At 45.3% G+C, this 11,935-nt stretch carries 11 protein-coding genes; 8 read left to right on the top strand and 3 right to left on the bottom strand.

Annotation, left to right across the window (positions count from 1 at the left end):
* Positions 1-159 precede the first annotated feature (159 nt).
* Entirely contained in the window at positions 160-378 is a 219-nt protein-coding gene (locus EIP93_RS14205) for a KTSC domain-containing protein (RefSeq protein WP_103860333.1), read from the bottom strand.
* A 275-nt stretch (positions 379-653) separates the two neighbouring features.
* Positions 654-2,066, bottom strand: a complete 1,413-nt coding sequence (locus EIP93_RS14200) for a diguanylate cyclase (protein WP_125232872.1) — start codon at positions 2,064-2,066, stop codon at positions 654-656.
* Positions 2,067-2,275: 209 nt separating this feature from the next.
* Here EIP93_RS14200 and dsrB point away from each other — a divergent pair, with 209 nt between their 5' ends.
* Positions 2,276-2,479 carry a protein DsrB gene (dsrB, locus tag EIP93_RS14195; protein WP_010297377.1) on the top strand — a complete coding sequence of 68 codons (204 nt, stop codon included), beginning with the start codon at positions 2,276-2,278 and terminating at the stop codon, positions 2,477-2,479.
* 68 nt (positions 2,480-2,547) lie between these two features.
* Here the strand turns inward: dsrB and EIP93_RS14190 are convergent, their stop codons facing one another.
* Positions 2,548-4,257, bottom strand: coding sequence for a methyl-accepting chemotaxis protein (locus EIP93_RS14190; protein WP_125232871.1), 1,710 nt, complete (start codon positions 4,255-4,257; stop codon positions 2,548-2,550).
* A gap of 311 nt (positions 4,258-4,568) precedes the next feature.
* Between EIP93_RS14190 and EIP93_RS14185 the strand changes: the two genes are divergently transcribed.
* From EIP93_RS14185 to cheW, 7 genes are all read left to right on the top strand, one after another.
* Complete coding sequence (locus EIP93_RS14185) at positions 4,569-5,513, top strand: DMT family transporter (protein WP_105879394.1); 945 nt, start codon at positions 4,569-4,571, stop codon at positions 5,511-5,513.
* An 805-nt stretch (positions 5,514-6,318) separates the two neighbouring features.
* Entirely contained in the window at positions 6,319-6,669 is a 351-nt protein-coding gene (flhD, locus tag EIP93_RS14180; protein ID WP_125232870.1) for a flagellar transcriptional regulator FlhD, read from the top strand.
* A gap of 3 nt (positions 6,670-6,672) precedes the next feature.
* Entirely contained in the window at positions 6,673-7,251 is a 579-nt protein-coding gene (gene flhC / locus EIP93_RS14175) for a flagellar transcriptional regulator FlhC (protein ID WP_125232869.1), read from the top strand.
* A 134-nt stretch (positions 7,252-7,385) separates the two neighbouring features.
* Complete coding sequence (motA, locus tag EIP93_RS14170) at positions 7,386-8,273, top strand: flagellar motor stator protein MotA (protein WP_103860337.1); 888 nt, start codon at positions 7,386-7,388, stop codon at positions 8,271-8,273.
* Positions 8,270-9,325 (top strand): flagellar motor protein MotB, encoded by a 1,056-nt coding sequence (motB, locus tag EIP93_RS14165; protein ID WP_039485767.1) that lies wholly within the window; start codon positions 8,270-8,272, stop codon positions 9,323-9,325. The genes motA and motB overlap by 4 nt, the downstream gene beginning before the upstream one ends.
* Before the next feature lie 39 nt (positions 9,326-9,364).
* Positions 9,365-11,368: a chemotaxis protein CheA gene (gene cheA / locus EIP93_RS14160; RefSeq protein WP_170309998.1), complete on the top strand. Its 2,004-nt coding sequence runs from the start codon at positions 9,365-9,367 to the stop codon at positions 11,366-11,368.
* Positions 11,369-11,399: 31 nt separating this feature from the next.
* A complete protein-coding gene (gene cheW / locus EIP93_RS14155) occupies positions 11,400-11,897 on the top strand; it encodes a chemotaxis protein CheW (protein ID WP_014915920.1) in 498 nt (165 codons plus the stop codon).
* The last annotated feature ends 38 nt before the right edge of the window (positions 11,898-11,935 follow it).

Genomic DNA, 11,935 nt, shown 5'->3' with positions numbered 1-11,935 from the left:
CTACATGACGCCATTTATATTTAATTCACATGATGAGTTGCGATTTTGGAAGGCAGGGCTGGTGGATGGAATGGCAAATTGATGCGGTGTAAAGCCACTCTTTTACTCGCCGTTAAGAGACGGCGAAGAGTAGCGGAACGGTTGTCGCTAGATTTTTACCTACTTGTTTTTTCGGCATAGGAATTTGTCTTTTATCACGCCATCAAAGAAACGGCCCTTAGAGACGACAGCGTCAGAAATAAACTTTTTATAGATAGATTCAGGCACACTGACATACTGATAGATATCTTTGTTATGAAACGCTATCTCAAGCGTGTGCGTCTTTGGGTCATACCCAATTGAATCAATTCGTGACGATGAAACCTGCTGTCGCTGCAATGCTCATTCCTCCCCAGGGTAAAATAAGATCAAAGTATAAAAGATTTACTGCATGACGCATTGTCGACGATCATGCTTATTTATTGAATATGTATCAAATTTCTAGCGAGTTGGTTAGTAAAATCGTTGGTTTATCGTTTTCATGCTGTGAATTTGTTCAATGGAGGGAAATTCATCTGTTTGGTAAGGAATATGGTGTAAACCTGCGATGATGAATAGAGCGCTATTCTTTTCAGATGTGAGCTGAAACGCAGGTTTGCAATAAGATGGAATAGTTATTCCGGCGCGTATTCAATCCTGTTTCTGCCGTTGGCTTTGGCTTGATAGAGCGCATCGTCCGCTGCCTTTATCAGACATTCATAATCTGGATGGCCGCTATACACGGCGATACCTGCACTGATGGTCATCGTGACGCTTCCACCATTTTGAAGATGAATTGGGTGATCCTGGATTTTCTTTCTTAGTCGCTCGATGATGGTGTAAGCGGCAACCTTAGGCGTCTCAATGAGCACGATCATGAATTCTTCTCCGCCATAACGGAACACATAGTCGCTGTTTCGTGTGCTCTCATACAGAATTTCCGCAATCCTTTTCAGGATGCTATCGCCAGCGGCATGACCATAGGTGTCATTGACGGATTTAAAGTGGTCAATATCAATCATCGCGATGCTGAGCGAGGTGCTTGAGTGCATTGCCAGCGATATTTCATGTCGAAGAATGGTTGGCAGGAAGCGACGGTTTAACAGAAGAGTCAACGTATCCTTACCGCTTTCCAGCTTTTGGACTTCGTCAAATAGCGATCCCAGCAGCATATTTATTTTATAAATCTTGCTTCTGACCGTTTTAAGTAGCGGGGCGTAATCCTGCTGTGTCAGTAGTGCGGTAGTGCTATGGCTGCGAATGTAGTCATCCGTTTCAGTTATGATTGAGGCGATCGTGCGTATTCCCTGAATATTACTGAAACTGGATTTCCCTTTATGGTTAAACCACAGGCCAAACTCCGAATCACTCAGGTCCTGAATGCTGGAAAGCGGCGTACCGGTGGCAACACTAAAAATAAAGGCATTTTCCCAATTTAGCAGCGAGGCATTATGGCGCTCTCTCTCCATACTGGCATTTTCCAGAATAGAAAATAGCCGATAGGACTCTTCATTTTTAGCAGCCAGATCGTGCGATTGCGAATAGGTCTTGCTCATTATCTCTATGGCGATATCCATGGAAATAGAAGCGAAGCGCATGGCATCAAAGCATAGCGCTTTATCCTCTGCCACCTTTGCGATGTCTTCGTAAAGGTGCCATTTTAAACGTCGAGCGCCGCGCTCAACCAGATCGACGGGAATACCAATACGCGCATGAATCTGACCAATTTTCTTTTGATGGTTAATCAGGTCAGCTAGACGGTCTCCGGTATTCGTTAAAATGTCTACAATCCATTTGCTCATAGAACCATGGAGTCGATCGTGGACTTGCTGGCTGGAAAGAAAAAGCGAGGCTTCTTGATCTTTGAGCATGTAGGTGTAGAACTCGTCAGCAAAGTCCGATGCTTTCTGAGCAGCGAGGGTACGCAGTAGATTAAAAGATTTTTGTGAGGTTGTGGCTATCAGTTTTGTCCATTCTGATGTTATGACTTGATTGTAGTCCGACTCACCGTTGTCTCTCTGTTCATTAACGTTCAATTGTTCGTTCAACTTTTAATCTCTTTTGTGAATATGTCGGATGTACTAGGATAGAAACGATCAATTTTTGCCTGAATAATCGATATTGAATGACAGAGAGGGTCAACGTGGCGTTGTTAAAAACAAATAAAATTAATCATTTCATATAGGTACTATTCCTACCGTAGTTGTAAATGATAATGCTGTTTTTTTGATGTTAGAAGCTATTTTGAGATAAATTTATGAAAGTTAATGATCTGGTTACGGTTAAAACCGACGGGAAGACGCGCCGTGAAGGGACGATTCTGGCTGTAGATACGTTTCAGGAAGGGATAATGTATTTAGTTGCATTAAAAGATTACCCAGCTGGCATCTGGTTTTTCAATGAGGTGGATAGCAAAGACGGGACGTTTGTTGAACCAAAGATATTGCCAGAAAAAGAGTAAATGAGATGATGCCAATATGCGAGCATTGTCCGAATGAACAATGCTCGCAGTGACGTTGGTATCCAGTATTAGAACGTTTCCCAGTTACCGTTTTCCGTATTGGCTTGGCGGGGAAGGGCGAGCGATGAACGTCCCTTGGCGGCCAGAGCGTTCGGCCGGGTAGGGGCTGACAAATGGCTGGATAATTTAAATGTCGCAACTGCACGGGTAAGTAACGCTGCTTGCTCTTCCAGCGATGCCGCCGCAGCGCTGGCTTCCTGAACGAGCGATGCATTCTGCTGTGTCACGCTGTCCATTTCAGATATCGCCTGACCGACCTGAGTAATCCCTCGACTTTGTTCGTCAGAAGCAGATGCAATCTCACCCATGATGTCGGTGACGTTAGTGACGGCATCGACGATCTCTTTCATGGTTTGACCCGCGTTATCAACCAGAACAGAACCACTGCTGACCAGATTTACCGATTCAGAAATCAGCGTTTCTATCTCTTTTGCGGCTTGTGCACTGCGCTGTGCGAGGCTGCGAACTTCACTTGCTACGACGGCGAAACCGCGACCTTGCTCTCCCGCTCTAGCTGCTTCAACCGCCGCATTGAGTGCGAGAATATTCGTTTGGAAAGCAATGCTGTTAATAACGCTGGTAATCTCAGATATTTTCTTTGAGCTACCTGAAATACTGTTCATCGTGTTCACAACGTTTGCAACGATTTCACCGCCTTGCTTGGCCTTTCCTGAGGCATTTGCCGCGAGCTGGCTGGCATGGTGCGCATTTTCTGAGTTTTGCTTCACCGTTGCAGTTAATTGCTCCATGCTTGCCGCGGTTTGTTCAAGCGCTGCGGCCTGCTGTTCGGTTCGCGAGGAAAGGTCGGTGTTACCGGATGAAATCTCCGTCGAACCTTGGTAAATAGAGTCTGCGCTTTCCCGTACGGTAGTGACGGTAGTGACCAGAGAAGACTGCATTTGTTGAACGTTGCTGGCTAGTGTGCCAATTTCATTCTTGCCATAACGGTCCGACATTTGAGTCAAATCACCCTGCGCAATGCGCTGAATTCTCATGACCAATTGGTTTATTGGTTTGATGAGGATCCCGCGCAGCAGGAAGAACGTCAGAAGCGTTAAAATGGTGGCCAGTGCAAAGCTGCCGCCCATTAACGAATATCCAAGCAGTGCATTTTTATGCGCGGTTTCGTTTAAATCTTTCGCTCTTTGTGTGCGGTAAGCGACAGCCTCTAGCAAAAATTTGTTATAGGCCAAATCTAAAACCCGAGTTTCTTCGGATTCGAGAGTGATAACCTCTTCAAACAAGCCTTGTTTTGCTGCGGTGAGCATCAGCATAAGACCTTGGTTGACGTACGCGTCATAGGACTTACGCAGATCGCCGTCCAACGCCATATCTTGAGGTGTTTTAACTGGGCGCTGTTCATAAACAGTGAAGGCTTTTTTTGATTGTTCCAGACGCTGCTCAGCCTGTTTCAGGTTGTCGTTGAAGACCTGCGAATCACCAATACGGGCAGCTGCTGCGGCCTGAATTAGCAGCAGACGTGCGGTGCGAAGGTGGTTGGAACTGTTTGAGATCCCCATTCGGGTATCGATTTCTTGTGTGACGTCGTCTAATGACTGATTGCTGCTTTGTAGAAAATAGCTGGATGTGCCGATAGATGCTGCAAATAACAGCATGATACCACCCAGAATAATGATGAATAAGGGAACTAGCCGTAAATTGCTCAGCATGCCGGCCTCGGCGTGCTGCTCAGACCTTGACGTTATTTTCATATCCATTCGCTCATTCTCAGGAATTTATGATTTACCATGCCACCCGCTGCGGCATTGGCGTTTAGGTTTTAGTGTCTACATTAATGACAATTCATTATCTAAACAACCAATCTAAAAGATAATCGGCACATATTGAGAAACCTTAATCAAATTCGATGCGATCCCGATCACGTTTTTAACTCTTTAAAAAGAAAAGAGAAATACGTGATGCGAAATCATACAGATTGATAATAAAAAATAAAGAGAGTCTGCCTCCTAACTTTATTTGTCTGAGGTTCAACGCTATTATGGCGAGTCTATCTTCGGAGGAATTTTTCTTGGAAAAGCGCACGCATTTTTTTTCTGATAAAAAAGTTGTTTTTTTTATCGCCACATTATGCTGTTTGCTCTGGGGAAGTGCTTATCCGGCAATTAAAAATGGCTATGAGCTGTTTCACATTGCAGATAATGATATTCCTGGAAAACTCGTTTTTGCAGGCTACCGGTTCGCGTTTGCTGGGCTGTTGCTTTTGGTACTTGCTGTGTTAAGCGGGCGGTCTATCGGGCGCTTTCAGCGTGGGCAGTTAGTTCAGTTAACCACACTGGGAATATTTCAGACATCGTTGCAATATGTTTTTTTCTATATCGGTCTGGCCTATACCACTGGCGTTAAAGGTTCGATCATGAATGCAACCAGTACTTTTTTCAGCGTACTGCTTGCTCATTATTTATACCAAAATGATAAATTAAATATCAACAAGCTAGCTGGTTGTATATTAGGTTTCGCTGGTGTGATGGTTGTTAATATCAACAGTAACGGAATGAACGTTGGTTTTACGTTGTTAGGTGATGGGTTCGTTGTTATTGCCGCCTTTATTTTGTCTGCCTCTACTATATATGGTAAGCGGATATCACAAACGATGGATCCAACCGTGATGACCGGTTATCAACTGGCTATTGGCGGGATTATTTTAACCATATCAGGATACTGTACCGGCGGGACACTCATCATACCTGATTGGAAAGCGGTACTGATGCTAGGCTACCTTATTTTGCTTTCTTCAGTTGCTTTTTCATTATGGAGCCAATTGCTGAAATATAATCGGGTCGGTATGGTCGCGCCATTTAATTTCCTTATCCCCGTCTCTGGTACACTGTTGTCAGCACTGTTTCTTAATGAAAGCATTCTGGAGTGGAAATATTTGTTTGCACTTGTCCTGGTATGTTCAGGTATTTGGCTGGTTAACCGAATTGTGAAAAGCGATCGGAAAACGCCTCTGTGATCCAACTCATCTATCGTCCTGAAGGCACTGTTTGTAGCGTGATGTTTGAGCTTGTTGAAGCCGCGAACCACTTCATGCTGCAGTGCCTGCACTCAATACCAGAAAATCACTAATTTATTTAATATCAATGAACTAACTCTTTACCTACCTTTTGCTATTAGTTCGATCGTTTTGTTGCCATGGGTTTGTGTTCTGATAGGGATAGATAAATGTTGCTTCATAACATGCGGTTAAGAGTTTTTTGGGTAAAAAGTGTAAGTTTTTCGTGAAAGGTATAAACTTACATAACGGAGTGTGTTCTGGGCGCAAGAGATTTTTTGTATATCTATCATTTATATAGCAAGCAAATTGTTTCTTTTTTATTATTTTCAATGCTCTTTTTTGTAACGTTTAGTGCACGATTTTGGCGGAAAAATAGGCATAAAAGTGATCTGACCAGACAGGGTTTAGCTCATAATGCTTTCATTTATGTGATCTGTATCACATAATGGCCAAAATTATTCTTCAGTCGCGTTGTGTGTGCTATGGATTAGGCGGTACAGTTGCGCTGTTTTAGGATTAATCCTATGCTTTGGTTGGAGCAAGTCTTCAGGGTGGAACGAAAAAGCAACGGATGAACGGATTCGCAGCGTGATGCGTAAAGTTGGCAAGTAACGATTGCCCGAATAAGAAATGATAAAGTAGTAACTCGCAGTATCTGGCACCGATAGTTTTTTATGCCATCAATGGAGAGTGATTTTCGAACTGGGCGATATGGTCTATCACCTAACTTATGTTTTAAACATAGCCTGTCGGGATGGGAAATATGGGTACCTCTGAATTACTCAAACACATTTATGACATTAATCTGTCTTATTTGTTACTGGCGCAACGCTTAATTAATGATGAAAAAGCTTCTGCAATGTTTCGTCTTGGAATCAATGACGAGATGGCAGATATCTTGATGCAACTGACTTTACCGCAGATGGTGAAATTGGCAGAAACTAACCAGCTGATATGCCATTTTTGCTTCAACGATCACAATACAATCAAAGTCTTGACTCAGGAATCGCGTGTGGATGATTTACAGCAAATTCATACGGGGATTCTGTTGTCGAGTAACTTATTACAACAGTTAACTTCGAAAGAAGAAAACCTGCCTAAGAAAAGGGCATAAGTAATGGCGGAGAAAAGTATTGTTCAGGAGGCGAAAGACATCCAATTGGCGATGGAGCTCATTTCGCTCGGTGCTCGTTTACAGATGCTGGAAAGTGAAACTCAGTTAAGTCGCGGACGTTTGATTAAACTGTACAAAGAACTTAGAGGAAGTCCGCCGCCAAAGGGAATGCTACCTTTTTCAACGGATTGGTTTATGACCTGGGAACAGAATATTCATTCATCAATGTTCTACAACGCGTACAGCTTTTTAATCAAGAATGGGCAGTGCAGCGGTGTTGAAGCGGTTATTAAATCTTATCGACTTTACTTGGAACAGTGTGCGCGGCAGAGCGATTCTCCACTGTTGGCATTGACGCGTGCTTGGACATTAGTCCGGTTTGTTGACAGCGGTATGCTGCAACTATCGTCATGCAATTGCTGTAAAGGGATGTTCATTACTCACGCTCATCAACCTAAAAACAGTTTTGTTTGTAGTTTGTGCCAACCCCCTTCCAGAGCGGTAAAAAGGCGTAAACTTTCGCAAAATCTTGCCGATATAATACCTCAACTGCTGGATGAACAGGTAAAACACGCAGTCTGAGCCTGTAGCGATTTGTGAATCTATCACTGTTGGTTGTGAAAGCGGTGATAGATTTCTTCCTCTAGAACGTCCTGGCTACGGCTCCGCAGTTTTACCTCTCTTTCCGCCCACCTTTTTTATTATAAGGATTTCTTGTGCTGGTTATATTGGGTTATATCGTAATTGTGGCCTCGATACTCGGCGGTTATCTCATGGTCGGTGGGGCCTTGGGTGCGCTTTACCAACCTTCGGAGCTGCTGATTATCGGTGGTGCGGCGGTAGGTGCTTTCATCGTTGGTAACAATGGAAAGGCGATAAAAGCCACACTACGTGCGCTACCTCTCTTGGTCAAAAGTTCCAAGTACAACAAAGCATTGTATATGGATCTCATGGCCTTGCTCTTTCGAGTGATGGCCAAATCCCGCCAGCAAGGCATGCTTTCCCTGGAATTTGATATTGATAATCCTCGGGAAAGTGAAATCTTCTCGAGCTATCCGAATATTCTTTCTGACAATACCGTTGTCGAATTTATTACCGATTATTTGCGTTTGATGGTTAGCGGTAACATGAATGCGTTTGAGATTGAAACGCTGATGGATGAAGAGATCGAGACAATTGAACATGAAAGCGAAGTACCCGCATCCAGCTTGACGATGATGGGTGACGGTCTTCCTGCATTTGGTATCGTCGCGGCTGTTATGGGGGTTGTTCACTCACTGGCCTATGTTGACCGGCCTGCTGCTGAGTTGGGTATGATGATCGCTCACGCCATGGTGGGTACCTTCCTGGGGATTCTACTTGCTTACGGCTTTGTCTCCCCATTAGCCGCCTTACTGCGTCAGAAAAATGCAGAAAAAATCAAAGTACTGCAGTGCATTAAAATCACATTATTGTCGAGCCTTAATGGCTACGCTCCACAAATTGCCGTTGAATTCGGTCGTAAAACGCTGTACTCAACGGAGCGTCCTTCCTTTACCGAATTGGAAGAACACATTCGTCGTGTGAAATCGCCGACTCAGCAAGCGTCGGACAGTAACGCATGAAACATCAGCATCCCATTATTCGCAAAAAGCGTAAGTCTGGACATGGGGGCCACCATGGTGGCTCCTGGAAGATTGCCTACGCTGACTTTATGACAGCAATGATGGCATTGTTTCTTGTAATGTGGCTTATCGCAATTTCTACGCCAATGCAGTTGGCCCAAATCGCAGAGTATTTTCGTACCCCGCTAAAAGTTGCATTAACTTCTGGCTCTAAATCAAGCGACAGTTCCAGCCCGATTCCGGGGGGGGGGAATGATCCCACCCAGCAAGATGGTGAAGTGAAAAAGGCCATCAAGACAGACAACGTAGAAAAGAAGCTGGATCAGGTTCGACTCAATAGATTGCGTGAACGCCTTGATCAGTTAATTGAAGCCGATCCTCGCTTACGCGCACTCCGCCCACATCTGTTAATTGAAATGATTGAGGAAGGGTTACGTATCCAAATCATTGATAGTCAAAATCGCCCCATGTTTAAAACCGGGAGCGCGCAGGTTGAGCCCTATATGCGAGATATCCTGCGTGCGATAGCGCCTATCATGAACGATTTCCCCAATAAGCTGAGTATCTCCGGCCATACCGATGATGTTCAGTATACGACAGGGGAGCGTGGTTATAGTAACTGGGAATTGTCCGCTGATCGTGCGAATGCATCACGTCGAGAGCTTATTTTTGGGGGCTTGTCTGATGGAAAAGTTTTGCGCGTTGTGGGCATGGCTGCGACAATGAGCCTCAAACAGGCGGCAGGTGGAAGTGATGCGATTAACCGACGTATCAGTTTACTGGTATTGAGCAGACAAGCTCAAAAGGATATTGAAGAAGAAAATGCAGAAAGCTCTGCTGTAAATATAGACAAGGTGGAAAATTTACAAAATATGGAGTTGGATAAGCCTAAACCTACCACTCCGGCTGCCGAAAATAGTGATAACAACAATACGAGTGGAAGTGGTGGGGCATCGCCACAACCAACTAATGGAGTTCCTGCTCCAGAGCGTCAACAGCCAACCACCGCGTTGCCTGCTGCGCCCGATAGCCAGGCGACGCCTTCTCAATAAGCCGCGATTCACAGCAGAGGTGACCACGTGAGCATGGACATGAGTGCTTTCTATCAAACGTTCTTTGATGAAGCAGATGAATTACTGGCAGATATGGAACAACACTTATTGTTGTTGGATCCGTCAGAACCCGACACCGAGCAATTGAATGCGATTTTCCGTGCAGCGCACTCCATAAAAGGAGGTGCTGGCACATTCGGTTTTAAAGCATTGCAGGAAACTACGCACCTGTTAGAAAACTTACTCGATGGGGCAAGACGTGGCGAAATGCGTCTTAGCACTGATATCATCAACCTGTTTCTGGAAACAAAAGACATTATGCAGGATCAGTTGGACGCTTATAAAACCGCACAGGAACCCAATGCTGAAAGCTTTGAGTATATCTGTCAGGCCTTGCGCCAGCTTGCTCTGGAGTCTAAAGCCGATGGTGATGCAGCCCAATCTGATGCGTCGGCTGCAACACAGCACTCTGCTACTAGCCCAGCATCTAATGGTAAAGGTGAAATGCGTATCGCATTAACCGGCCTGAAGTCTCAGGAAATACCTCAGATGCTGGAAGAGCTTGGTAATCTGGGGACGGTTAAAGATCCGCACCAGACTGACACTAGCGTAGAAGTGACATTAGTCACGTCTGAAAGCGAAGACGATATTAGTGCGGTACTGTGTTTTGTTCTTGAGCCTGAGCAAATCAGCTTCAAGTCTGCCGTAGCCAGCCAATCTGCCGTCGCTGAAGTCGTAGAAACATTGACTGTTGTTGAAGCACCCGTCGTTGCCGCTGCTCCAGTTGCGCCGTCTGCACCAGTTGCTGCAAAACCGCAAGCTGCACCGGAAAATGGAAAAAATAAAGCAAAAACCGGTGATACCAGTATTCGTGTAGCGGTTGAGAAGGTTGACCAACTTATCAACCTCGTCGGTGAATTAGTGATTACGCAATCTATGCTGGCACAACGCTCAAGCGAACTCGATCCTGTGGCGCACGGCGACCTGCTCAATAGTATGGGGCAGTTGGAACGCAATGCCCGCGATCTGCAAGAATCGGTTATGTCCATCCGTATGATGCCGATGGAATATGTATTTAGTCGTTTCCCTCGATTGGTTCGTGACTTGGCTGCGAAATTGGATAAGCAGGTCGAACTAACGCTGATGGGGAGCTCGACTGAGCTGGATAAGAGTTTGATCGAGCGTATTATCGATCCTCTGACACACTTAGTGCGTAACAGCCTCGACCACGGTATCGAATCTCCAGATAAACGCGTTGCTGCAGGTAAAGCTGCTGTAGGTAACTTGACGCTTTCTGCGGAACATCAGGGTGGTAACATCTGTATTGAAGTTATCGACGATGGCGCCGGGCTCAACCGCGAGAGAATTCTGGCTAAAGCCTTGTCTCAAGGGCTAGCAGTAAGTGACTCGATGTCTGATGAAGAAGTGGGCATGCTGATCTTTGCTCCAGGCTTCTCAACCGCTGAGAAAGTCACGGACGTCTCTGGCCGTGGCGTCGGCATGGATGTGGTGAAGCGGAATATCCAGGAAATGGGTGGTCATGTTGAAATTCACTTCCAGGCTGGAAAAGGCACGACGATCAGAATCCTGTTGCCATTAACACTCGCTATCCTCGATGGCATGTCCGTTAAAGTTAACAAAGAAGTCTTTATTCTACCGCTCAACGCCGTGATGGAATCCTTGCAGCCGCAGTCGGAAGACCTGTACCCGTTAGCTGGCGGAGAGCGAGTATTGCAGGTTCGTGGTGAATATTTACCTCTCGTTGAACTGTTCCATATCTTTGATGTGGATGGCGCTAAGACGGATGCTACTCAAGGTATTGTCGTTATCCTGCAAAGTGCGGGTCGACGTTATGCCTTGTTGGTCGATCAGTTGATTGGCCAACATCAGGTCGTCGTTAAAAACCTGGAAAGTAATTATCGCAAGGTACCAGGCGTTTCAGCCGCTACCATCCTTGGTGATGGCAGCGTTGCGCTGATTGTGGATGTTTCAGCGTTACAAGCGCTTAATCGTGAAAAGCGTGCGGTTGAAACTGCTGCTTAATAAAACAGATTGTTAATAAAGGGTGGAAAACATGACTGGACTTGCAAGCGTCACGAAATTAACTGGCGAAACAGTAGGACAGGAATTCCTGATTTTTACGCTGGGTGACGAAGAGTACGGCGTTGATATTTTAAAAGTACAAGAAATTCGCGGTTATGACCAGGTAACGCGTATTGCCAACACACCTTCCTTCATTAAAGGTGTAACCAACCTACGCGGTGTCATTGTACCGATCGTTGACTTGCGCATTAAATTTGCCAAGCAGGATGTTGAATACGATGACAACACGGTTGTTATTGTTCTGAACCTTGGCCAGCGTGTTGTCGGGATTGTCGTAGATGGCGTGTCTGATGTGTTGTCATTGACTACAGACCAAATTCGTCCTGCACCGGAATTTGCTGTAACGCTGTCAACAGAGTACCTGACTGGTTTAGGCTCTTTGGGCGAGAGAATGCTGATTTTGGTTGATATCGAAAAACTGTTGAGCAGCGAAGAAATGGCGCTGGTTGATAGCGTATTGAAAGTCTAATCCATTGGCCTTCAGGGGCTACGAAAGTAGCCCCGAAA

This window comes from Pectobacterium versatile (genome assembly GCF_003932035.1).
GTDB lineage: Bacteria > Pseudomonadota > Gammaproteobacteria > Enterobacterales > Enterobacteriaceae > Pectobacterium > Pectobacterium versatile.
The sequence above is the reverse complement of the archived record's forward strand: the minus strand, read 5'-3'. Positions and strand labels throughout refer to the sequence as shown.

What these genes read in the sequence shown, in the direction of transcription:
- dsrB (WP_010297377.1), top strand. Translation starts at nt 2,276, where the DNA reads ATGAAAGTTAATGATCTGGTTACGGTTAAAACCGACGGGAAGACGCGC.
- EIP93_RS14190 (WP_125232871.1), bottom strand. Translation starts at nt 4,257, where the DNA reads ATGGATATGAAAATAACGTCAAGGTCTGAGCAGCACGCCGAGGCCGGC.
- flhD (WP_125232870.1), top strand. Translation starts at nt 6,319, where the DNA reads ATGGGTACCTCTGAATTACTCAAACACATTTATGACATTAATCTGTCT.
- flhC (WP_125232869.1), top strand. Translation starts at nt 6,673, where the DNA reads ATGGCGGAGAAAAGTATTGTTCAGGAGGCGAAAGACATCCAATTGGCG.
- motB (WP_039485767.1), top strand. Translation starts at nt 8,270, where the DNA reads ATGAAACATCAGCATCCCATTATTCGCAAAAAGCGTAAGTCTGGACAT.
- cheA (WP_170309998.1), top strand. Translation starts at nt 9,365, where the DNA reads ATGAGTGCTTTCTATCAAACGTTCTTTGATGAAGCAGATGAATTACTG.
- cheW (WP_014915920.1), top strand. Translation starts at nt 11,400, where the DNA reads ATGACTGGACTTGCAAGCGTCACGAAATTAACTGGCGAAACAGTAGGA.